This is a genomic window from Mesobacillus maritimus (assembly GCF_023715205.1).
Classification (GTDB): Bacteria; Bacillota; Bacilli; order Bacillales; family Cytobacillaceae; genus Mesobacillus_B; species Mesobacillus_B maritimus_C.
On the sequence record NZ_JAMBNR010000007.1, the window covers coordinates 242642 to 266516 of the forward strand.

At 37.9% G+C, this 23875-nt stretch carries 25 protein-coding genes and 1 pseudogene; 22 read left to right on the top strand and 4 right to left on the bottom strand.

Features of this window, described 5'->3' with window-relative positions; all coding sequences use genetic code 11:
• Positions 1–30: 30 nt before the first annotated feature.
• From M3182_RS12330 to M3182_RS12415, 18 genes and pseudogenes are all read left to right on the top strand, one after another.
• Positions 31–363: a nucleotide pyrophosphohydrolase gene (locus tag M3182_RS12330; protein WP_251429972.1), complete on the top strand. Its 333-nt coding sequence runs from the start codon at positions 31–33 to the stop codon at positions 361–363.
• Between the two features lie 14 nt (positions 364–377).
• Positions 378–1175, top strand: coding sequence for a 4-hydroxy-tetrahydrodipicolinate reductase (gene dapB, locus M3182_RS12335; protein ID WP_251429967.1), 798 nt, complete (start codon positions 378–380; stop codon positions 1173–1175).
• A gap of 13 nt (positions 1176–1188) precedes the next feature.
• On the top strand, positions 1189–1614 hold the full coding sequence (mgsA, locus tag M3182_RS12340; protein WP_251429964.1) for a methylglyoxal synthase: 426 nt from the start codon (positions 1189–1191) through the stop codon (positions 1612–1614).
• Positions 1601–2314, top strand: coding sequence for a bacillithiol biosynthesis deacetylase BshB1 (gene bshB1 / locus M3182_RS12345; RefSeq protein ID WP_251430503.1), 714 nt, complete (start codon positions 1601–1603; stop codon positions 2312–2314). The genes mgsA and bshB1 overlap by 14 nt, the downstream gene beginning before the upstream one ends.
• Entirely contained in the window at positions 2311–3447 is a 1137-nt protein-coding gene (gene bshA / locus M3182_RS12350) for an N-acetyl-alpha-D-glucosaminyl L-malate synthase BshA (protein ID WP_251429961.1), read from the top strand. Before bshB1 ends, bshA begins: the two co-directional genes overlap by 4 nt.
• Positions 3447–4655 carry a CCA tRNA nucleotidyltransferase gene (locus M3182_RS12355; RefSeq protein ID WP_251558247.1) on the top strand — a complete coding sequence of 403 codons (1209 nt, stop codon included), beginning with the start codon at positions 3447–3449 and terminating at the stop codon, positions 4653–4655. The genes bshA and M3182_RS12355 overlap by 1 nt, the downstream gene beginning before the upstream one ends.
• Positions 4628–5611, top strand: a complete 984-nt coding sequence (locus tag M3182_RS12360) for a biotin--[acetyl-CoA-carboxylase] ligase (protein ID WP_251430496.1) — start codon at positions 4628–4630, stop codon at positions 5609–5611. Before M3182_RS12355 ends, M3182_RS12360 begins: the two co-directional genes overlap by 28 nt.
• Positions 5612–5867: 256 nt before the next feature.
• Positions 5868–6704, top strand: coding sequence for a 3-methyl-2-oxobutanoate hydroxymethyltransferase (panB, locus tag M3182_RS12365; protein ID WP_251429958.1), 837 nt, complete (start codon positions 5868–5870; stop codon positions 6702–6704).
• Entirely contained in the window at positions 6701–7549 is an 849-nt protein-coding gene (gene panC / locus M3182_RS12370; protein ID WP_251429955.1) for a pantoate--beta-alanine ligase, read from the top strand. The genes panB and panC overlap by 4 nt, the downstream gene beginning before the upstream one ends.
• A 13-nt stretch (positions 7550–7562) precedes the next feature.
• Entirely contained in the window at positions 7563–7946 is a 384-nt protein-coding gene (gene panD / locus M3182_RS12375; RefSeq protein ID WP_251429953.1) for an aspartate 1-decarboxylase, read from the top strand.
• Between the two features lie 286 nt (positions 7947–8232).
• Positions 8233–11034 carry an ATP-dependent DNA helicase DinG gene (gene dinG / locus M3182_RS12380; RefSeq protein WP_251429950.1) on the top strand — a complete coding sequence of 934 codons (2802 nt, stop codon included), beginning with the start codon at positions 8233–8235 and terminating at the stop codon, positions 11032–11034.
• 213 nt (positions 11035–11247) lie between these two features.
• Positions 11248–11418 (top strand): YpmA family protein, encoded by a 171-nt coding sequence (locus M3182_RS12385; RefSeq protein WP_251429947.1) that lies wholly within the window; start codon positions 11248–11250, stop codon positions 11416–11418.
• A gap of 12 nt (positions 11419–11430) precedes the next feature.
• Positions 11431–11916 (top strand): cell wall elongation regulator TseB-like domain-containing protein, encoded by a 486-nt coding sequence (locus M3182_RS12390; RefSeq protein WP_251558219.1) that lies wholly within the window; start codon positions 11431–11433, stop codon positions 11914–11916.
• A gap of 137 nt (positions 11917–12053) precedes the next feature.
• On the top strand, positions 12054–13238 hold the full coding sequence (locus tag M3182_RS12395) for a pyridoxal phosphate-dependent aminotransferase (protein WP_251558249.1): 1185 nt from the start codon (positions 12054–12056) through the stop codon (positions 13236–13238).
• Positions 13239–13437: 199 nt separating this feature from the next.
• Positions 13438–14733 (top strand): annotated as a pseudogene (asnS, locus tag M3182_RS12400) (asparagine--tRNA ligase).
• A 261-nt stretch (positions 14734–14994) separates the two neighbouring features.
• The gene (locus tag M3182_RS12405; protein ID WP_251429943.1) at positions 14995–15702 is read left to right on the top strand and encodes a DnaD domain-containing protein; all 708 of its coding nucleotides are present in this window, start codon (positions 14995–14997) and stop codon (positions 15700–15702) included.
• A 194-nt stretch (positions 15703–15896) separates the two neighbouring features.
• Positions 15897–16556 (top strand): endonuclease III, encoded by a 660-nt coding sequence (nth, locus tag M3182_RS12410; protein WP_251558221.1) that lies wholly within the window; start codon positions 15897–15899, stop codon positions 16554–16556.
• Positions 16557–17063, top strand: coding sequence for a YpoC family protein (locus M3182_RS12415; RefSeq protein WP_251558223.1), 507 nt, complete (start codon positions 16557–16559; stop codon positions 17061–17063).
• 90 nt (positions 17064–17153) lie between these two features.
• On the opposite strand, the gene M3182_RS12420 is transcribed toward M3182_RS12415, so the two are convergent.
• Positions 17154–19820, bottom strand: a complete 2667-nt coding sequence (locus tag M3182_RS12420; RefSeq protein ID WP_251429937.1) for a transglycosylase domain-containing protein — start codon at positions 19818–19820, stop codon at positions 17154–17156.
• Positions 19821–19859: 39 nt separating this feature from the next.
• Positions 19860–20468: a Holliday junction resolvase RecU gene (gene recU / locus M3182_RS12425; RefSeq protein ID WP_251429935.1), complete on the bottom strand. Its 609-nt coding sequence runs from the start codon at positions 20466–20468 to the stop codon at positions 19860–19862.
• A gap of 106 nt (positions 20469–20574) precedes the next feature.
• Here recU and M3182_RS12430 point away from each other — a divergent pair, with 106 nt between their 5' ends.
• A complete protein-coding gene (locus tag M3182_RS12430; protein ID WP_251429933.1) occupies positions 20575–21555 on the top strand; it encodes a DUF2515 family protein in 981 nt (326 codons plus the stop codon).
• Positions 21556–21631: 76 nt separating this feature from the next.
• On the opposite strand, the gene M3182_RS26600 is transcribed toward M3182_RS12430, so the two are convergent.
• Positions 21632–21739 carry a hypothetical protein gene (locus M3182_RS26600; protein WP_490715553.1) on the bottom strand — a complete coding sequence of 36 codons (108 nt, stop codon included), beginning with the start codon at positions 21737–21739 and terminating at the stop codon, positions 21632–21634.
• A gap of 188 nt (positions 21740–21927) precedes the next feature.
• On the opposite strand from M3182_RS26600, the gene M3182_RS12435 reads away from it, so the two are divergent.
• Both M3182_RS12435 and M3182_RS12440 read left to right on the top strand, forming a co-directional pair.
• Positions 21928–22194 (top strand): hypothetical protein, encoded by a 267-nt coding sequence (locus M3182_RS12435; RefSeq protein ID WP_251558225.1) that lies wholly within the window; start codon positions 21928–21930, stop codon positions 22192–22194.
• 69 nt (positions 22195–22263) lie between these two features.
• Positions 22264–22647, top strand: coding sequence for a YppE family protein (locus M3182_RS12440; protein WP_251558227.1), 384 nt, complete (start codon positions 22264–22266; stop codon positions 22645–22647).
• Positions 22648–22683: 36 nt separating this feature from the next.
• Here the strand turns inward: M3182_RS12440 and yppF are convergent, their stop codons facing one another.
• On the bottom strand, positions 22684–22878 hold the full coding sequence (gene yppF, locus M3182_RS12445; RefSeq protein WP_251558228.1) for a YppF family protein: 195 nt from the start codon (positions 22876–22878) through the stop codon (positions 22684–22686).
• A gap of 191 nt (positions 22879–23069) precedes the next feature.
• Between yppF and M3182_RS12450 the strand changes: the two genes are divergently transcribed.
• On the top strand, positions 23070–23600 hold the full coding sequence (locus M3182_RS12450) for a YppG family protein (RefSeq protein WP_251429923.1): 531 nt from the start codon (positions 23070–23072) through the stop codon (positions 23598–23600).
• Positions 23601–23875: the final 275 nt, after the last annotated feature.

Below are 23875 nucleotides of genomic sequence, written 5' to 3' on the forward strand. Positions count from 1 at the left end.
ATATTTGTAGTTCAGGAAGGAGGAAAGGTTTTGACAGAGACAAAGTCAGTTAAAGACCTCCAAAAGGAAGTTGATACATACATAGGTCAATTTAAAGAAGGTTATTTTAGCCCACTTGCAATGATGGCTAGGTTAACGGAGGAATTAGGGGAATTAGCCCGGGAAGTGAACCACTATTATGGGGAAAAACCAAAAAAGTCTACTGAAAAAGCGAAAGCAATTGAGGAAGAAGTAGGAGATATGTTGTTCGTCCTCATCTGTTTAGCTAATTCATTAAATATCGATTTGCAAGAGGCACATGATCTTGTCATGCAAAAATTTAATACTAGAGATAAAGATAGATGGACTAGGATTGAAGAATAAGGAGGAGAAGGTTGATGAAAAATACAAGAATTGTTGTTGCAGGACCACGCGGTCGGATGGGCAAAGAAGCAGTTAATTTAGTGTTACAAACTGAAAACTACGAGCTCGTTGGAGTGTTGGACCGAAAGAACGAAGGAAAAACATTAGCGGAAGCAGAAGGGATGAATTCAAATGCAAAAATCTTTACTGACATTCATGAATGCTTCAAGTCGACTAAACCAGATGTTTTGATAGATTTAACCACACCTGAAGTTGGAATGGAGCACACAGTTACTGCATTAGAATATGGCGTACGCCCTGTTGTTGGGACAACGGGATTTTCAAAAGGAGATTTAGCAAAGTTAGAAGATATGTGTAAGCAAACTGGATTGGGGTGTATCATTGCTCCAAACTTTGCCGTCGGTGCGGTATTAATGATGAAATTCTCTCAGATGGCAGCTAAATATTTCAATGATGTTGAAATTATTGAACTGCACCATGACCAAAAATTAGATGCACCTTCGGGTACGGCGGTAAAAACAGCAGAAATGATTGCGACCGTTCGTGAAACGAAAAAACAGGGGCACGTCGATGAAAAAGAAACGATACAAGGTGCTAGAGGAGCAGAGTATGATGGAATGCATATCCACTCTGTGCGTTTACCAGGATTAATTGCACATCAGCAAGTTATGTTTGGTTCGGATGGACAAACCCTGTCTATAAGACATGATTCATATAATCGAGCTTCGTTTATGTCAGGGGTTAAACTTGCTGTAGACACAGTAATTGAAAACAACTCATTCGTATATGGCCTTGAAAATATCATTGAATAGGAGTCGGGGGAAAATGAATATTGCCTTAATAGCTCATGATAGAAAAAAGGACGATCTTGTACGATTTGCAGTCGCCTATAAGCCCATTTTTGAAAAACATACTCTTTATGCAACAGGAACAACTGGTTTAAGAATTATGGAAGCGACCGATTTACCTGTTCATCGTTTTCAATCTGGACCATTAGGTGGCGATCAGGAAATCGGTGCGATGATTGCGCAAAACTCGATGGATGCCATTTTCTTTTTCCGTGATCCATTAACAGCACAACCACACGAACCAGATGTTACAGCTTTAGTAAGATTATGTGATGTTTACGCAATTCCACTTGCAACCAATATGGGAACCGCTGAGATTTTGGTTAGAGGACTAGAAAGAGGAGATCTAGACTGGCGGTATCTAGTAAAAGAGGACAGTGAAAAAGAGAATGGAAATAACTAACTTAGATATTTTGGCAATTGGAGCCCATGCTGATGATGTTGAGATTGGCATGGGTGGAACGATTGCGAAATATGCTTCAATAGGAAAAAACATAGGAATATGCGATTTAACGAAAGCAGAACTATCGTCCAATGGAACAGTTGAATTACGTTTACAGGAAGCAAAAACAGCTGCTGATTTGTTAGGAGTTGCCGTCCGAGAGAATCTTAATTTACCAGATCGAGGATTATACTTAAAGGATGAATACATACGAAAAGTTGCAACAATCATTCGGAAATACCGTCCAAAACTAATTTTTGCGCCTTTTATGGAGGATCGCCATCCTGATCATGGGAATTGTGCGCGTATTGTGGAGGAAGCGGCGTTTTCTGCTGGAATAAAAAAATATAAAACAGAAGGTAATTATGAGCCACACAAAATAAGTGCGCTTCATTTTTATATGATTAACGGGCAACATAACCCAGACTTTGTTATAGATATTAGTGGATATATGGAAATTAAAAAAAAATCGTTACAGGCCTACAAAAGTCAATTTGTTAGAACAAAAGATAGTTTCGAGACACCATTAGTCAACGGCTATATTGAAAGTGTAGAAGCAAGGGAAAGATTATACGGGAAGGATGCGGGTGTCACCTTTGCGGAAGGATTTTTGACCAAAGCACCTTTATTGGTAAGTGATTTGTTAGGAGAAGGTTCATGAAGAAATTGAAAATTGGCATCACCTGCTATCCAACAGTTGGAGGTTCAGGGATTGTCGCAACGGAACTAGGGAAATTACTAGCAGAGAGAGGGCATGAAATTCATTTTATCACCTCTAGTCTGCCTTTTCGCTTAAATAAAATGTATCATAACATTTATTATCATCAAGTCGAAGTTAATCAATATTCAGTCTTTCAGTATGCACCATATGATATTGCCCTAGCTAGTAAAATTGCAGAAGTAGCGGTTCGAGAAGATTTAGACTTACTACATGTTCATTACGCGATTCCACATGCTGTTTGTGCAATCTTAGCAAAAGAAATGAGTGGGAAAGACTTGAAAATTGTGACCACCCTGCATGGGACAGATATTACGGTACTTGGTTATGATTCTTCGCTAAGTGATGCCATTCGGTTTGGAATTGAAAAGTCTGATGCGGTAACAGCTGTATCTCAATCATTGGTTGCTCAAACGTATGATTTGATTAAACCTGATAAAACAATCAAGTGTATTTATAATTTTGTGGATGACCGTGTCTATCAATACGGCACAAGCAACTTAAGAGAAGATTATGAAATAGGTTCACATGAAAAGGTAATCATTCATGTTTCTAATTTTCGGTCGGTTAAACGCGTACCAGATGTTGTAAGAGCGTTTGAAAAAATTTCAGATTCGATACCATCAAAACTTTTACTTGTTGGGGATGGTCCTGAAATGAAAGTTGTTTCTAATCTAGTCAGTGAACTTGGAATGAAGGATAAAGTACTTTTCCTTGGAAAGCAAGAAAACCTAGAAGAGCTCTATGCCATTAGTGACCTCATGTTATTGCTATCTGAGAAAGAAAGCTTTGGGCTTGTTGCACTTGAAGCGATGGCTTGTGGAGTGCCATGTATTGGTACGAACCGTGGCGGCATTCCAGAAGTAATATCTGATGGCGAGAATGGATTTATTTGTGAACTAGGAAATATTGATGAAATTTCAAGTAAAGCTCTGGACTTATTAAATAACCAAGAAATATACAACCGCTTTGTTATGAATTCAGTGCGTACTGCAAGAGAAAAATTTAGTGCTAGAAAAATTGTTGGGGAATATGAAGATCTTTATTATCAATTGCTTAGTAAGGAGATTGAATGATGCTACCCCCTTTTGTAAAGGCAGCTCCACTACTTGAAAGAATCGAAGAAGCGGGTTTTGAAGCTTATTTTGTGGGAGGCTCTGTTCGAGATTCACTATTAGGTAGAAAAATATCAGATGTGGATATTGCAACTTCAGCTCTCCCGGTTGAATTGAAGGAAATTTTCCCTCATACAGTGGATGTTGGAATTGCACATGGAACAATATTGGTTATTTTCAATGGGACGCCTTATGAAATCACAACGTTTCGTGCGGAAGCTGAATATAGTGATTTCCGACGACCGGATCAAGTTTTATTTATTCGGTCGCTCCGAGAAGATTTAAAACGCCGTGATTTTACTATGAATGCAATGGCAATGGATCGAGAAGGTAGATTGATTGACCCTTATAATGGACAAGTAGCAATACAAAATAAACAAATTAAGACAGTTGGAGATCCGAATCAAAGATTCGGTGAAGATGCCTTACGGATGATGAGAGCGGTACGCTTTGTGAGTCAGTTGGGTTTCTCGGTTGAAGAGAGGACAAAAATGGCACTTTCTGACATGGCTCATCTACTTGAGAAAATCGCTGTTGAACGCAAGCTTGTGGAATTTGAGAAGTTATTAATTGGAAATTTTCGAACAGCAGGGCTCTCTTTATTAATTGAAACAGGACTTTATCACTATTTACCGGCTCTTGCTGATCGCAATGATGGACTACAACAACTGCTGGATATTTCTTTGGGAGATCTTTCGAGGCTAGAAATGTGGACTTTATTAGTTGACCGATTGGGGTTAAATGAAAGAAAAACGGAAGGGTTTCTAAGGCAGTGGAAGTTACCCAACAAAGATTTAAAGCAGGTTCTTAAGAATCTATATTGGCTTCGGTTTCGAACAGAGAATGACTGGACGAACTTAGCCGCCTACAGGGCAGGCATTGATTCAATGCTCTCGGCGGAAAAACTATATAGAAAAATACTTGGAGAGCCATTTGATGAGGAAAAAAGGCTTATTAGGCTTTATGAAGCTTTACCTATCAAAGAATTATCGGAAATTGCTGTAACTGGGAATGACTTATTAGCATGGTATCAAAGGAAACCAGGGCCATGGATAAAAGATGTTTTAAAAACAATTGAAGAAGATATCATCAATGGGGAACTCAACAATGTGAAAGTGGAGATAAGGGAGTGGCTAATCCATTGCAATCAGAAATTAGAAGAAGATTGATTGAAGCTTTTACAAATGCGGGAGAGGAGTATTTATCAGGACAATATCTTGCAGAAATTGCTGGATGTTCTCGAACGGCTATTTGGAAGCATATCGAAGAGCTTAGAAAAGAAGGTTTTGTCTTTGATGCAGTGAAAAAAAGAGGGTATAAAATCATTCAAATACCTGAAAAAATTACAGCTGACGAAATAGGTTTAGGATTGAAAACGGCTTTTATTGGTCGGAATATCCATTATGAAGAACAAGTAGAATCAACTCAAAAAATAGCTCATCGTCTCGCTACGGATGGAGCAACAGAGGGAACGGTTGTAGTGGCCGAGGAGCAAACGATAGGTAGGGGTAGACTTGACCGGAAGTGGTATTCGCCTAAATACTCAGGGATTTGGATGAGCATTATTTTAAAACCAAATTTACCGATGCATCAGGCGCCACAACTGACTTTGGTAACAGCAGTAGCTGTCGTTCAAGCGATCCAGGAAGTAACGGGTTTACAACCACAAATTAAATGGCCTAATGATATTCTTATCGAGGGTAAAAAGGTGACTGGGATTTTAACAGAATTGCAGGCAGATGCCGATCGGATAAACGCAATTATCATTGGAATTGGCATCAATGTAAATCAAAAGCAAGAAGATTTTACAGAGGATATTTTACAAATAGCTACATCTCTAGCGATTGAATCAGGTCAACATGTTTCGAGAGCAAAAGTGATGCAAGCTGTTTTTGGACAATTAGAAAAGCTCTATTTAATCTATCAGCAGAACGGTTTTGCACCAATAAAGTTACTTTGGGAATCCTATGCAATAAGTATAGGGAAGCAAATTATTGCAAGGACGATAACTGGGGATATTGTCGGAAAAGCAATTGGGATAACCGATGAAGGTGTTCTTAGGATTGAGCAAAATGATGGGGAGGTCCATCACGTTTATTCTGCTGATATTTTTTTAAAAGACTAACAATTGAGATAGTGACATATATAAAATGAATTTGTTATAATTTGCTTGGGCGGTATCGAAAGAACTGCACCTTATTGGCGTGATAGTTAAATATTTTGTAGTTCTGCCTAGATCCGAAATACGGACCGGGACAGAGGGATGAAACAAGTATAAACGTGACGGGGTCCTTCTGTGTATATTGAAGGATCCCTTTTTGTTTAACAACAAGAATAAATACGTTTTATCGCCTCTCCTGACAAAAAGAGGAGGAATAAAAATGAAACAGACTACCGATTTCCAAAAAATGAAAAAGGAAGGGAAAAAAATTGTCATGGTTACAGCATATGATTACCCTTCCGCAAAGCAGGCTGAACAGGTAGAAGTGGATATGATTTTAGTCGGTGACTCTTTGGGAATGGTTGTATTAGGCTATGATTCAACTGTACCTGTTACGCTCGATGATATGATTCATCATGGGAAAGCGGTGAAAAGAGGTGCGAAGACAACATTCACAGTCGTTGATATGCCTTTTATGAGTTATCACTTGTCGGTAAGGGATACATTAATAAACGGGGCAAAGCTTATTCAAGAAACCGGGGCACAAGCTGTTAAGGTTGAAGGTGGTGGAGCAGTAATTCATCACATTCAAGCACTAGTCAATGCAGGCATTCCTGTTGTTGCACATCTTGGGCTTACTCCTCAATCTGCTGCTGTCTTAGGAGGATACAAAGTTCAAGGGAAAGATGCAAATGCAGCTAGAAGATTAATAGAAGATGCTAAACAATGCCAAGAAGCAGGAGCTTTCGCTTTAGTTCTAGAATGCGTTCCGAAGCAACTAGCTAAAGAAATATCTAATCTTTTGTCAATTCCGACCATTGGAATCGGAGCAGGTGTTGGTACAGATGGTCAAGTCCTTGTTTATCATGATATTCTTACTTATGGAGTAGGTCGAGTACCGAAATTTGTTAAACAGTTTACAAATGTAAATGATCAAATGTTGAGAGCTTTAGATTCCTATGTGGCTGAAGTTCGTAATCAACAGTTTCCAGAAGATAAGCATAGTTTCACAATGAAGGAAGAAGAACTTCAAGTGCTTTACGGGGGAAAAGCATGAACATCATAAATACGATAGAAGAAATGCAAGCAAGGATGTTGGAATTAAAAGCGGAAGGCAAGAAAATCGGCTTTGTTCCAACAATGGGGTATCTTCATGAGGGGCATATGGCTCTCATGAAAAAAGCAAAAAAAGAAAATCATATATTAGTAGCCAGTATATTTGTAAATCCTCTTCAATTTGGAGAAGGGGAAGATCTAGACGCCTACCCAAGAGATTTTAATCATGACAGTATGATTGCCCAGCAAGAAGGCGTTGATTATCTTTTCTATCCTAGTGTAAAAGAGATGTATCCTAACAAAATGTCTGTCACAGTAACTGTTAAAAATCGAACGGAAGTGCTTTGCGGAAAATCACGGCCTGGTCATTTTGATGGCGTGGCAACTGTCTTAACCAAATTATTTCATGCAGTTCTCCCTGATCGAGTGTACTTTGGTTTAAAGGATGCCCAACAGGTAGCCGTTGTGGATGGTCTAATCCACGACTTCAATTTTCCAATCGAGTTGGTAGCGGTTGCGACTGTCCGTGAAGCGGATGGTCTAGCTAAGAGTTCAAGAAATGTGTACTTGAATCCATTTGAAAGAGATCAGGCCAAAGAATTATATCAAAGCTTGCTGTTGGCCAAAGATAGCATTAATAAGGGCGAGCGCGATCCAAAAACAATTATTGAATTAATTAAAAAACATCTTAATCAGCGTTGTGAAGCGAAAATTGACTATGTTGAGGTCTATTCGTATCCCGATCTATCTGTGATTGAAGAACTTGATGGAAAAATCATTATCGCTTTAGCTTTAAAATTCTCAAAAGCACGCTTAATTGATAATTTAATCTTAGAAATCGTATAATGGGGGAAGTATGATGTTTCGAACGATGATGAATGCAAAAATCCATCGAGCTCATGTAACGGAAGCGAATTTAAACTATGTTGGTAGTATTACGATCGATACGGATATACTTGATGCAGTCGGTTTAGTTGCTAATGAAAAAGTACAAATTGTAAATAATAATAATGGCGCTAGGTTTGAGACTTATATTATTCCTGGTGAGCGAGGTAGTGGAGTTATTTGTTTAAATGGTGCAGCCGCACGACTTGTTCAAAAAGGAGATATTGTGATTATTATTTCGTATGTTTTGGTTGCAGAAGAGCGAGTTCCATTTCATCACCCAAAAGTGGCAATTATGGATGAAAATAATCGAATTGTCGAGATGCTCGCTACTGAGCCAGAAAGGACTGTTCTTTAAGCTTCCGTTTTCGGAAGCTTTTCTTTCCTAACATTTGAAGGGTAGAAGGATAAGTATTACCTTCTGGCTTTAAACTGCAGAAAAAGATAAGCGGAATTTGCTCGCCTCTACTTTATCTCTGTTCAGGCTCGCCAAACGGCGAGTTTTCTTTACGTACCACTCCTCTCTGTTTATAAATGGCTGTAAAGAATGACCTTTTGTGAGCTGATGCTTTTGTAATTTTTTATCTTTTTTATTTTCAACTTTTATGATACCGTTGAATGACTGAATATTGAGGTGTTACATAATGAGTAATAAATTTGTAGTGATTGATTTAGAAACAACTGGAAACTCCCCTAAAAAAGGAGACCGCATTATTCAAATAGGCGCGGTTATCATAGAAGATGGAGAAATAACTGGTAAATTTTCTTCTCTTGTTAATCCAGGGAAGCCAATCCCCCCTTTTATTGAAGAATTAACGGGGATCAATGATGAAATGGTTTCACAGGCACCTTTATTTTCAGAAATTGCCGGTGAGGTAGAGTCACTTTTAGAGGACGCATTTTTTGTAGCGCACAATGTACTCTTCGATTTAGGCTTTTTGCAAGAAGAGTTACTACAAGCCGGTTACGAAGGATTTTACGGGTCTGTTATCGATACAGTCGAACTTTCTCGTATTTTATTTCCGGCTGCCGATGGATATAAGCTTTCCGATTTAGCAGCACGTGAAGGACTATATCATGATCGCCCACATCAAGCCGACAGTGACGCATATGTGACGGCAGAATTATTACTGATCTTACTAGATAAGCTAGAAGAATTTCCAACGGTTACATTAAAACAGTTAACCAGGCTTTCGGCGGGTTTAAAAAGCGATATTTACCTTTTACTTGAAGATATCCTTCAACAAAAGGAACAGGTTGTCGAAACTTTACCTGAGGGGATTGAGGTCTATCGAGGGATCGGGCTGAAGGTGAAGAATCAAAGCCCTAAATTGGTAGATGATATTCTCCCCCCTTTTCCTATTACTGCAAAAGAGATGCAAGAGTTACTAGAGAAAGCCATGCCACATTTTGAGTTAAGAACTGGTCAATTAGAAATGATGGAGGGCATACATAAAGGGTTTAGTTGTTCAAGACATGCGTTAATTGAAGCGGGAACAGGTATAGGGAAAACATTAGCCTATTTAATTCCAGCCGCTTATTATTCAAAAATAAATGCTGTGAGGGTGGTTATTTCAACATACACAACACAGTTACAACAACAACTTCTTGTGAGTGATCTACCACTGTTAAGGAAAGTTTGTGATTTTCCGCTAAATATCATTTTGTTAAAGGGTCGCAGCCATTATATAAACTTAGCACGCTTCGAACTTTCTCTAAGGGATGAAGAGGATAATTATGATACGATCCTAACGAAAATGCAAATTCTTGTTTGGTTATTAGAAACAGAAACAGGTGATTTTGAGGAATTAAATTTATCAAGTGGTGGCTTAATCTACTGGAATAAAATTAAAAATGTGTCGGTTAATTATATGCAAACAAAACAATGGGATTCGCGTGACTTTTACTTACAGGCAAGAAAAGCTGCAGAAAATGCCGACATCATCATTACAAACCACTCGATGTTACTAACAGACTTAGTATCAAAAGAGTCTTTTATTCCTTCATATGAGTATGTGGTCATCGATGAAGCACACCATTTTGAAAAAACAGCTGGTAAGCACTTCGGTGTTGAAGTCGACTATTTATCGTTTAGATTAATGTTGAATCAATTAGGTCAATACGATCAAAGACAATTGCTTTATAAGCTTGAGAAATTGTTGGAAAAACTTCATGCAACGTCAAGTCTACATATTGGTATTCATCATATCAGTGAAAAGATGATGAACCTTCAATATGAGACGGATGAATTGTTTAGAGCTGTAGCCATCTATGCTAAAAAAAGAAAAAGGGCTAATCCCACGAGTCATCGACTTAGAGCAATGTTTACACAAGCAGATGGTAGTATGGAGTGGAAAGCATTACAAGCTGTAGCAGAACGATTTACTTTTCTGCTAAAAGACGTGATTTCAGCTGTTGAGGAACGCTTAGGTCTCGTCAAGAATAATAAACAGAAACTGTTGATTGAGGAATCGAGCTTTTTAGAAGAAATTACGCTCTTAATAAATGAAATGCAATCTGCACGAGAAAAAATACGGGATATTTTTCTTGCGAGCAACAAGCTTGATATTCGTTGGGTAGAGACTGATCTACGGTCGGTACAAAATACTACAACCATTTATGGTCGACCAATAGATGTTGGTGAGCGCTTGAAAAATGAATTTTTCTCAAAACGCAAAAGTGTGATCCTTACATCTGCAACACTAACGGTTAATCAGTCATTTGATTTCATTAAAAAGGAACTAGGGATAAACTCTTTTCCATTACTTGAACATCAAATCCCTTCACCGTTTGATTATCAAAACAAAGTCCAAGTCATTGTTCCAGAAGATTTGCCGGATATCAAAAGTGTTCCGGAAGATGAATATATCTCTGCGGTTGCTGAGCAAATTATTTCGATTGCAGAAGCAACTGGGGGGAGAATGCTGACTTTATTTACCTCACATGAAATGCTGAAAAAAACATATGAACTAATAAAGGAAAGTGGTTTACTGGATGACTTTGCATTAATTGCTCAAGGAATAACATCAGGAAGTCGAAGTCGTTTAACAAAAAGTTTCCAACGATTTGATAAAGCGATCCTATTTGGAACAAGTAGTTTTTGGGAGGGGATTGATATCCCAGGGGAGGACCTTTCTTGTTTAGTGATTGTACGTCTTCCATTTGCTTCACCTGATGAGCCAATCAATCAGGCAAAGCAGGCATATGTCCTACAAAAAGGAGGTAATCCTTTTACTGAATTATCTCTTCCTGAGGCTGTATTACGTTTTAAACAAGGATTTGGTCGGTTAATTCGGTCATCAAGCGATCGAGGGATTGTGATTGTTTTTGACCGGCGGATTTTAACCACTTCTTATGGGAAGGAATTTATTCGCTCCATTCCGTCTGTACCAATTAAAAGGGCTTCGGTGAAGGAAATGGTATCTTTTATAAATAATTGGCTATAAAAAAAGAACTGCGCAATCCCTTGCGCAGTTAAAAATGATGTGTGTGAACCAGAAGAAATTTTGGTTGATTTTTGTGCAAACTGACATATCTACAATGGAAAACACCTGTTATAATAGGTGTATTGAAAGGTAAGGAATTGTATTACTATTGTTGACTATAATGCTGTTTCGTATGAGTTACAAATTTTGTTGCCCCTAAGGAGGAATACTTCCATGGAAAGTAAGGTTGAGGTGTTATCTACTGTTAAATTACAGCAAAGTCCTGATTTATATAAAATTGTTGATGCTTTAAATCGGACATTAAAACATCAAGATTTAATGTTTGGACTTGCCTTGGATCGAGAAGATCAAGAAAAGGCAGTCTTTACTATTTATCGTACATAAAGAGTGAATGCCGTGAAAAAATGGATAATCATCATTTCTGCGTTATTTATTGTAGTCGTAATTGGAATTATAATTGTTTATTACAACGCAACAAAGCCGCTTAAGCTAGCAGAAAAGAAAGCAATTGCAATTGCAAAGCAAGAAACCAAATTAACTGATTTTGAGGAATTTGCGTTATACAACGGAGAAAATACATATTTTGTTCTCAAAGCTAAGAATCCAAAAGGCGAAGACGTTTATGTTTGGATTGCTGAGAAGGATAACGCATTAATCATTAAACGAGCGAGTGACGGGGTCAGCAAGGAAGAAGCAGTTGAAACCGTTTATGCGAATAGAGAACCGACAGAAATAATTTCCGTACGGTTAGGAGTCGTTAAGATTCAAAAAACAATACGTCCAGCATGGGAAATATATTACCGGACGGAAAATGGTCATTCAAATTATTATTATGTTGATTTTGATACAGGTGAAAAGTTACGGGCAATTGATAACTTTTAGATGGTGACCGTAAATATATTTTGGTGAAATTTACCCTCAATTTCTACGCTCTTTTTCTCATCTAAGTAGTGACAGCAAAACTTTTATTGAGAAAAAAAGCCTGATATAAAACAACCATGGGAGGTACTGGAATGAATATTCAACTGTCCAATAGGGTTGGGACATTAACCCCATCAACCACTTTAGCAATTACCGCCAAAGCGAAAGAACTGAAAGAACAAGGCTACGATGTCATCGGCCTAGGAGCGGGAGAGCCGGACTTTAATACACCACAACATATTATTGATGCCGCTGTGCAATCAATGGAAGCAGGTCATACTAAATATACGCCTGCCGGAGGCTTGCCAGTATTAAAAAAAGAAATAGTGGCTAAATTAGAAAGAGACCAAGGGCTCCAATACGAACTGAATGAAATTATTGTTACGAGTGGCGCTAAACATGCTTTATATACATTATTTCAGGTCCTTCTAAACGAAGGAGATGAAGTCATTATTCCAACTCCGTATTGGGTTAGTTATCCAGAGCAAGTAAAACTTGCTGGGGGTGTTCCTGTTTTTGTTGAGGGAGCAGAAGCGAATGATTTTAAAATTACGCCTGTTCAAATAAACGAAACAGTAACGGATAAAACGAAAGCGATTATCATTAATTCTCCTAGTAATCCAACTGGAATGGTGTACACAAAAGAAGAATTAAAGGCACTTGGTGAAATTTGCTTAGAAAAAGGCATATTAATTGTATCTGATGAGATTTATGAGAAATTAATGTATGACGGACATCAGCATGTGTCTATTGCGGAAATTTCACCTGAATTAAAGGCTCAAACAATCATTATTAATGGGGTTTCAAAGTCGCATAGCATGACAGGATGGAGAATTGGTTATGCAGTAGGTGATAGCAGAATTATTAAAGCGATGACAGACCTGGCAAGTCATAGTACTTCAAATCCAACATCAAATGCTCAATATGCAACAATTGCTGCCTATTCTGGTAGTCAAGAGCCTGTTGAAGAAATGCGCAAAGCTTTTGAAGAACGGTTGAACATTATCCACAAAAAATTAATTGAAATTCCTGGGGTTAAATGTTTGAAACCACAAGGCGCTTTTTATCTGTTCCCAAATGTAAAAGAGGCGGCTGAGGCGACTGGATGTCAAAATGTCGATGTATTTGTTGAGAAGCTGTTGTCTGAGGAACAGGTAGCTGTTGTTCCGGGGTCTGGATTTGGTTCACCAGACAATATCCGACTATCTTACGCAACATCTTTAGAGAATCTTGAACAAGCAGTAGATCGCATTAAACATTTCATTGTTTCAAAACAACAATAATCAGTCTGCGTGTGGCCACATTCTTTGGTCACCGCTTTTTTTATGGATTCATTTCTTTAACTTAGGATGAGGAGCCAACTTGTTATGGGGACAACTAGTTCAATTTTTCAATGTTGCCCTAAGTTGGAACGAAAGTTATAATAAAGCAGCTATATAGCTACAGCCTGAGTTTTTACTTAGTTTTGGAGGAAAACAAATAGTGAATAAAACAACGATATCCGAAGTACATAAATATGTTGATCAGGAAGTTAAAATCGGTGCTTGGTTAGCAAATAAACGTTCCAGTGGGAAAATTGCTTTTCTACAGCTTCGTGATGGTACAGGATTTATACAGGGGGTAGTGGCGAAAAGTGACGTCGCTGAAGAAGTCTTTCAGCAGGCAAAGTCCATTACTTAAGAGACATCCTTATATGTGACAGGGAAGGTACAAAAAGATGAACGATCTTCCATTAGGATATGAATTGCTCGTCAATGGGATTGAGATTATTCACCAGGCGGTTGATTATCCGATTACGCCAAAGGAACATGGTACAGAGTTCTTAATGGATCATCGTCACCTTTGGTTACGCTCAAAACGTCAGCATGCCGTAATGAAAATTCGTAATGAAATTATCCGTGCTACCTATGAATTTTTTAATAATGAAGGCTTTACAAAAGTAGATCCTCCAATACTGACTGGAAGTTCTCCAGAAGGTGGGAGTGAACTATTCCATACGAAATATTTTGAAGAAGATGCTTACCTCTCTCAAAGTGGACAACTCCACATTGAAGCATTAGCGATGGCATAGGCAAAGTCTTTTCATTTTGTCCTACGTTTAGAGCTGAAAAATCTAAAACTCGTCGTCATCTGATTGAATTTTGGATGATTGAACCTGAAATGGCCTTTTACGAGCATGATGACAGTCTTAAAGTACAGGAAGAATATGTGTCTTATATTGTTCAATCCGTACTAAAGAATTGTCAAATTGAATTAAAGGTACTAGGAAGGGATACATCAAAGCTTGAAAATATTAAGGCTCCGTTCCCTAGAATTACCTATGATGAAGCTTTAAAATTCTTACATGAAAAAGGATTTACTGATGTTCAATGGGGCGATGACTTTGGTGCACCACATGAAACTGCAATTGCAGAGAATTATGATAAGCCAGTCTTTATTACTCATTATCCAACAACATTAAAACCTTTCTATATGCAACCAGATCCTAATCGTCCAGAGGTTGTTCTCTGCGCAGACTTAATTGCACCAGAAGGCTATGGTGAGATAATTGGTGGATCAGAAAGAATAAACGATTATGACTTATTAAAGCAACGATTAGAAGAACATAATCTTCCTTTCGACACCTACAAATGGTATCTTGAATTACGTCAATATGGTTCTGTTCCTCATTCAGGATTTGGCTTAGGATTAGAACGCACTGTTGCTTGGATATCTGGTGTAGAGCATGTTAGGGAAACAATTGCTTTCCCACGCCTATTAAATAGACTATATCCTTAAAAAATGCGTCCTTCCTTTTATATTTTAGGAAGGGCGTTGTTTTTTGGTTGCTTGCATTAGACGGACTACCGTCTTCAAACATAATAATTGGAATTTTGAGGATCATCTTTGGGCGTTAGCTTTAGAGCGTTTGAGCCATAGTATTCCACCCGAACCGAGTTCCCTTGAAGTGTTTTACCACATATTTTCATCATTAATCTTTTAGTGTTTCTATTACTTGTGGAATAGGTTCATGTTATACTTAAACATGAGGTGTCCGGTATGCAAAAAGCTGATTTTATACAATGGTTACGAGAAGGTACAATTACAATTCCAGCTACGTTATTAACAGAATATAAAAATATGCACTTAACAGAACAGGAACTGGTTCTGCTTCTCCAGGTTATCCATTTTGCCGAAAAAGGAAACGAGTTTCCAACTCCGGCTGAGCTCTCCGGACGGATGAGTGTGTCTGTATTTGATTGTACAGAGATTTTACGCTCTTTAATTCAAAAAGGATTTATTGAAATTATTGATGGAGACTCCGAAGAAGGAATTCGCTACGAAAAATATTCGCTTGATCCATTATGGGAGAAATTAATTGATCGTTTCATGATAAATCAAAAGCAGGAAAGAGTTTTTGCGCGACAGGAAGAAGAAACCGACTTATATACATGTTTTGAAAATGAGTTTGGTAGACCATTATCTCCTTTTGAATGTGAAACTTTAGCCATGTGGATGGATGATGATCATCATGACCCAATAATTATAAAAGCAGCATTACGTGAAGCCGTTATTTCAGGTAAGCTAAACTTTCGCTACATTGATCGGATATTATTTGAATGGAAGAAAAATGGCATTAAGACAATTGAACAAGCTAAGAGCTATGGTCGAAAGTTTAGGCAGCATCAAAATCAACAAAAGCCTGCCTCAAAAGAGGTAAAAGTTCAGTCTAGGCCTGTGCCATTTTATAATTGGTTAGAACAATAAAAGTAGTTAAAAAACCGAAACGGGGGTATAGTCTCCCGTTTCTATTCTTATTTACAAATTTTTTTGTGTATGTTTTTAATCTTATAGGTATTTATGGAATACACAATATTTGTTGTACGGAAGCTTTTAATTTTTCTTTCTCAACGGAAGTATTCGATTTGAAAAAGGATAAAAAATAAATATAGGTGAAACAGATGTTAAATAAAACTCAAATTCGTTATTGTTTAGATGAGATGGGAAGGCTCTTTCCAAACGCACATTGTGAACTAGTTCATTCCAACCCATTCGAATTGGTTATTGCTGTGGCTCTATCTGCTCAATGTACTGATGCTTTGGTGAATAAAGTAACAAAAAATTTATTTCAAAAATATAAAACACCTGTAGATTATCTGCAAGTCCCGCTTGAAGAATTACAAAATGACATTCGCTCCATTGGGCTATTCCGTAATAAAGCAAAGAATATTCAGAAATTATGTCGAATGTTAATTGATGAGTATGATGGTGTAGTTCCTAATGATCGGGATGAACTGACTAAACTACCAGGAGTTGGCAGGAAGACAGCTAATGTTGTTGTTTCTGTGGCATTCGGGGAGCCTGCGATTGCAGTGGATACACATGTGGAACGTGTAAGTAAACGGCTTGGTTTTTGTCGGTGGAAAGACTCTGTACTTGAAGTAGAAAAAACACTTATGAAGAAGGTACCAAAAGAGGAGTGGTCAATTACTCATCATCGGATGATTTTCTTTGGAAGATACCACTGCAAGGCTCAAAATCCACAATGTGATGTTTGTCCATTATTAGATTTATGCAGAGAAGGGAAAAAGAGGATGAAAAACAGGGAGAAGGCTAAGTAAATGGGGAAATTAATCCATGTCCCGAATGAACTAATACATCCTTATTTTTTTCCAATCCTTAAAATTGAGTGGGAAGAAGAGCAAAGCCTGAACCAACAATACCCGTTTCACCATGAAATTGCTTATTATTCGGAGATTCCGTATATACGACCTTGGGAAACACCCGAAAAGTCCATTCTAATATTATTAACGGAGTGGAAATCCGTCAAAGTGGAGCTTGAACAATCGATTTCTCGAGGAGAAAAAGGCAAGATCCTTACTTTAATGAAACGGGCCATTATATTGTTGTTCGAGTTTTTATTTTGGACAAATAAAACGCCTGTCCTCTTTCCAATGGGGACTATTCATGAGTTGAAAATAAAACCTATGAATTGCCAAGAAAGAATTGAATTTATTCTTTCAAAACCTAGTCTTTATCATGCCTTTGTCCAACTTTCGGAGTTGTTCAATGAACAAGAAAAACACTTTATGAAAGCGCAAGTACTAGCTAAAAAAATCCGAGAATGATTCCCGGATTTTTTATTTTTTAGAGAAAAACAAAACCTCTATGTCAGCCGTTAAAAAGCTGATATAGAGGTTTCTTAAAATTATTAGCAATTATTCGTTCTCTTCATCTGAAGGTGGCTCTGCGTTTGTTTCCTCGGTTTCGGACTCATCATCAGCATTTTCTTCTGGGTCATTAGGGTTTTCATTCCCATTGTTGTTTCCGTTGCCGTTATTATCGCCGTTGCCATTATCATTTCCATTTCCATTTCCGTTGCTTCCTTCATTTCCATTTCCATTTCCATTGCCATTATCATTCCCGTTGTTATTTCCGCTGCCATTACCAGAATCTTCTTCAGTGCCGTCCTCATTTTGGTCAGCATTTTCTTCCTCGTCTACTTCTTCTTCTGGTAAGGTTTCTTGGTCAGGGATTTTCACTGAGGCAGTAACAGCATCGCTTCGTTTTTCTCCTATGATTGCGACTACTTTAAAAGCATAAGTTCTACCAGGATCTGGGCTGGAAACTTTTAGCGCAGTATCACTAGTTGTCTTTAGCAATTGATCTGATCCGCCATCAATCGACGCGCTTACATCAAAACTAACATTCTTGTCTTTATCATAATCCCAAGAAAGGACAATTTCATTAGCTGTTTCATCATAATTAGCTGAAAGCTTGCTAGGAGCCTTTAGTTTTTCAAACCTTTTGGAAGTTTCAGTAGGACTACTACCTTTAACAGCTAATTCGTATATAATCTGATCTTTAGGAGTAAAATCACTAGCGAGTTTTGCTGGCATCGTCCCTTTTTCAATTGCTACTTGAACGACACTATCAGGCTGAGTGAAATCTGGTGTATCAATATTTTTAGAGATTTCAGATACGATCCCTTTAAATAATTTTTGTGGAATTTTTTGCTGGTAGCCATCCGCTAATAATGGTTTTGATCTTTTCTCATATCCGGTCCAAATGGCTGCTGTGTATCTACTTGTATATCCAACAAACCAAGAGTCAGGGACGGCGCCATCTGGAATATTCCAATCTCGCATCTGATCATCGGTATAGTTTGTTGTACCTGTTTTACCGGCGACCTGAAGATTACTAATTGCAGCTTCTGTTCCTGTCCCGCTTTGTACTGCTGTTTTTAGCATGTCGGTAATCATATAGGCAGTATAATCCTTCATGGCAACTTCAGATTCAGGTGAAAGGTCTATCTCCGTATTGTCACGAAGGACAATTTTTCGAACTGCATGTGGGTCAGTATAGTACCCGTTATTCCCAAATGCGGCATAAGCTCCCGCCATTTCTAGTGGTGACAAATCATATGAACCAAGTGCAGCTGATTCAGTAAGTTGTTCTGGCAATGAGTCCCCAAGACCAAGATTTTCTGCAAAGTCTCGTGCGCGCTCAAGTCCTACTTCTTGTAGGGCTTGGAGAGCCGGTATATTTCTTGATTGTGCTAATGCACTCCTCATAGTCATTGGACCATAATATTGATTATTCCAGTTTGAAATGGGTTCGCCATTTGAATATTGGTATGGTTTGTCTTCCAACATATGATAGGTTCCCCAATTAAGATAATCGATTGCAGGTGCATAATCTAGAATTGGTTTTATTGTTGAACCAACCTGACGTTTCATATCAGTCGCATAATTCCAACCGCGTTCACCTTCGCGGTTGCGCCCACCGCCAATTGCTCGAATTTCACCTGTTTGTGTATCTAGAAGAACAATTCCTGACTGCATTTCATCGTTTGGAAATTCAACAATCTCATTCGTATTAAGCGCGTTTTCTACATTAGTTTGAGCATTTGGGTCTAATGTAGTGTAAATTTTTAGTCCATCAGAGAAGACGTCAAAATCTCCTTGTGCTTCTACTTCATCAATTACACGGTCTACAAACGCATCATAAGGCTTTTCCTTGCGTTTTTCTCGTTCTTCTTCTGGAACTAACGTCGAAGTAACGGGAATATCTTGTGCCTCTTTCATTTCTTCTGCTGTTATAAACCCATGTTGATGCATAAGTGACAATACAATATTCCGTCGTTTTTCTGCTCTTTCTGGATTTGTAAAAGGATTGTAGTTGTTAGGGCTTTGTGGAATCCCTGCTAGTAAGGCAGCTTCATGTAACTCGATATCCTTTAGCTCTTTACCAAAATAAATCTTTGCAGCTGTTCCAATCCCATGACTGTTTTCTGACATGAAAATCTTGTTGAAATACATTTCAAAGATTTCCTCTTTGGTATACTTTTGCTCTAGCTGGAAGGAAAGCCATGCTTCTTCCGCTTTTCGGTCGATTGTTTTATCAAAAGATAGAAAATAGTTTTTAACGACCTGTTGTGTAATGGTACTTGCTCCTTCCGAACCAAATCCGTCAGTTACATTGGCGATTACAGCACCGACAAGCCGGATAGGGTCGAGCCCATTATGCTTATAGAATCGGACATCTTCCGTAGCAATGACCGCATTTTCTACAATATCAGGTATATCCTCGTACTCGATATAATCCCGATTTTCTGAACCAACTACCCTTATCAATTCATTATTCATATCATAGATTTCTGAAGAAATCGGATCCTTTAGCATCGTTTCGTCTAGTTTAGGAGCATCACTAACCATGTAGGCGAATGTACCGACTCCGGCGAGAAGCCCAATTATTCCTATAATCACTAGCCCGAGAAATATTTTTTTGAACATACCCTTTGAGGACTTTTTTTGGGTAGGCTTCTTCTTTTTCTCTGCCAGTTGTTTACGGCGTTCCTCCCTTGTTTGAGGTTTATCTGCCATATAAATTCCTTCCTTTCTTAAAACAACAAGTTAAAAATTTTAATTAAAATGATAGAGTGAATCAAGAACTTTAAGGTAGTCAATTCTAGGTGTGAAACCTAGCGGAATATGGTGACCATGGGTTTCTATCTCCCCTTTTGTAATTGACTTACGTCCACCTTGCAGCATTCTTTCCCAAAAATTAAGCAAATGGTTCGCTTCTAATAGGTAAACTTCCTCTAAGGTTGTAAAGCGTAAAATGACAAAACAAATTCCTTGGTGACTCAAGACTCCAGCCATATGCTGGATTTGATGGTCATGAAAATTTTTTAACGGAAAGGAACTTGAAAACTTTGTCTCCTTTGCTTCAAAGTCAATATATTTTCCTTTGTAAATTCCATTGTAGTCAGTAGTAGATGCTTGTTTAAAATAAGCCTCCTTAATAACTGCCGCACTCCTTTTTGGGTAGTCTACATTCACAATTTGAACCGGAGTTGGCTTTTTATGAATAATCGCAATCTGTCTCTCTAAATAATAAGTATTTGATTCATTTAAATCTTCCTCAAGTGTCATCCCCCGATTACTGTATGTACTACTTTTTAATCCTTTTAGTACGGTTTTATTGGTATTTGGAACATACTGCTTTCCATTCGGATAATGAAACTTCATCCCTTTAACACCTCACAAGCTATTACTTATCATACCAAAACTTAACGATAAATGGCTGAATAAAAAGCCTCATTTCATCCTACCCTATAAAAAAAGGAGGGTAGGGATGAATTATACCATTAAAGAGAGCAAGTCAAAGCTTTCAGATATTGAAAAAAACCTTCTTTTTAAAATTTATCTTGAAACTAACGATAAAAATATCGACAATGTTTCAAGGACATCTGCATACTTTGATTTTTATTTGAAACATCCGGACATTATTTGGGCGTTTCTCGCAAGCATGGTTTCAAGAAATGGCGGCTATAACATGTGTGACTTAGAGGGAGAATGGTTTCCTAAGATCCTGGAATCTCCTATTCGTAAACAACTTTTTTTAACTTATGAACGGGCAAATTGGACGATATTTCATGATGCTTATCCTCAGCTCCTCCTCTACCATTATTCGACGAAAATGGGCATGCCAATGTTTCATCTTCTCGCACATTTTCATGTTTCTTCATTTATGGTAAAAGAATGGAAAAATTATTGGGTTAATAGAGATAAACAAAGACTGATGAACGCGCTTATTGTCAATGAACAAAATGTGATCCATCATGCAGTTATTCACCATCATTTTTATGAAAAAAAAGTCTTTCATTCTTTACGGTTTTTCTTTCAAGATTTTTTTCATTTTAGTGCTGTGTTATTGCCCACCATAAGAGGAGAAATATACGGAGCTAGTGTGAACGGATTCAAATCTGTACATAAGCGGATTAACTTGGGGAAAAGGATCGCATCGGTTTTGTTTGACCCAGAGCTTTACCCATTTTTTTTAGAATTTGCTTTAAAAACAGAACATACTGGTTCAAGGTATGATTATGAACAATACATAGGAGGAAAGAAGCGGGATACCCCATTCTTAAGGATGAGCTTTCCAGTGATTGTACATCACAATCGATGGCAACCGGATTGGTTTTTACAGGGGAAGTTTCATCGGAAATGGATGAATCCCGAGGTTAAACATAAGCACCCAGTCCTCCTCACCGAATGGTTTTTAAACAAACAAAAGCAGCTTCAGACTTACATAGCACTTAAAGATTTGATTTAAAAAAGCAAGGGAGAACCCCTTGCTTCATTTTTGTGGTTATTGATAAAGTATGTTGAAAAATAGAAGTAGTTGTTACTTAAGTAGAAGGTCTATCTGGACCTTCAAGCTTTTTGTCACCGTATCCAGCTTTCTTTTCTTCCAGATGCTTAGGTTGTTGTTTATTAGCTTTTTCCTGTTTCTTCATATGTTAACACCTCCGATTACTAGTTTGTTCAAACTGTTTAATTTCATGCGAAGTCAATGTCGAAACGTAGTAAGCAAGTAAAAAATACACTTTCTTTGCCGAATCTCTTCTAGTTTTGTCAACCACGAAGGACATCGCCTCAAAAGCACGAATGAATTAAGTAATCATGACTAATGGGAGGTTTGCAAATGAAGGAAACAGGTATTGAACGGGAAGACTTGCTAATTATGCTTATGGAAATGAATCATCAGCTGGAAGACTTAGAAGCTGATTTGCACTCCTCAACTGTAAAGTACTGTAAGAACTGGTATCAGGCTCAAGAAAAGAGATTAATTCAATGTGATCAAAAACTCTCGTCAATTGAAAAGAAAGTAGAATCTTTTAAGGAAGACCACAATAGTGTTAATTTGCCGTATTCCGGACAAAAAGTGGTTAAACTTGAACTAGGGTTTTAAAACAAGATAAAATATGTGAGAAGAGTAGCTTTGTAAAAAGGCTGCTTTTATTTTTGAAGGAGGATTTTAATGAAAACACCAAGAGAGTTACTAGATATGACAAAATCTTTAATACGAGAAAATCAGTTTATCAAGGCGAGATTTGAACAAGCCAAAGAATCCCAGGTAGAAGGCGATTTTTATCAAGAGGTTAAGCCCTATGCGGATGAGATAAAGCAACTAACGGAGATATGGCGAGATGAATTCGTATCATGGTTAGCAGAGCACCCGCAAAAGAATCTCCACCACCAGCAAATTAATACAGTTACAGATAATATCCAAATGGTTTCGATTCAAGCGTTTTTCCCACGAACTAGTAGGAAAAGGTTTGTTGATCATGTACAGTCTATTGAATATACCTTAAGCGTAGTACAGAGTGTCTTGGGAGAGCATTTGAGTAAACAAAAAAATTAAGCACCCGTTACTCGGGTACCTATTAAAAGAAACTCGTTAAGAATATTGTTTTAAATCTTCAGGAATAAAAGCGCCTTGAAGCTCGAGATCACGAACTAAAAGTCGATAATCATGGAAGGAAATTTCATTTTGTACATACAATCTTTTGGCGAAATCCAACAATTCGTTAACATGTTCAGGAGAGTATTTCCTGACTTGACTAAACATCAAACTTAAATCTTGTACAGTCATGAGTTTTCCTCCTTCAGCTTTTCTCCTATTTTACCATGAATATCCAAACAGACTTTATTTTTGCAAAAATGAAATTTCAGACAAGTTTCATCATGTTTAGACAAAATGGGGAATCTTCCCAAAGATTTCACCAAGTAGGCGATAACATCATAAACTGTTGTAGTGAAACTTACGAGGAGGTTGTTTAACCTATGTTTAGACCAAATAATACATTTCCAATGTATTCCTCATATCTCTATCCAATTAGACATCCTAATCTTCCGATGAACTACAACAGTTTTGACAGTCGCATCATGCCCCAACAACCTGCCCCACACCCATTTGGGAATGTTCCAATGAATCATACCAGTCCATATCAACAACAAAATCACTATTCGTCAAGTCACTTAGGCTACGGTGGATATAACAACTACCAAAGTATGTATGGTCATAAGCAAGATATTTCACAGCTTTTGTTTGAAAATCCTCTCCAAACGCAAAATGAGATGCCATATTCAAGCTATTACCAATCTGATCTGCCATATCCAAATATGAACCCGTATCCGCAACAGAATTTCTTACCCAAACAGCCTGGCGGTTTTCAATCGGTCATGAATTCATTTAAAAACCAGGATGGAAATTTAGATTTAAACAAAATGGTTGATACGGCGGGGCAAATGATGAATGCTGTCACACAAGTATCCTCAATGGTCAAAGGTCTAGGAGGAATATTGAAGGCGTAGATACAGCACCAAAAAAGCCCTATGATCAAACATCAAAGGGCTTCCTATCGCACGACTACGTCTCCATTTGTGGCTCGCCAACTGGCGAGTTTTTTGTGCGACGGGCAGTCGCATTGAGTGTTGACTGAAGTCAACACTCTTCTTGCATTTTCGGACAGAGACGTCATTTCGATGAAACGACTGAAAGAAGAAAATGTAATAGAATCCCAGATGGTGAAAGTCCATCCCCGAGGAGACTGACCTAGCTCGGGAAGCTTAATCTAGGGCAGCACCCG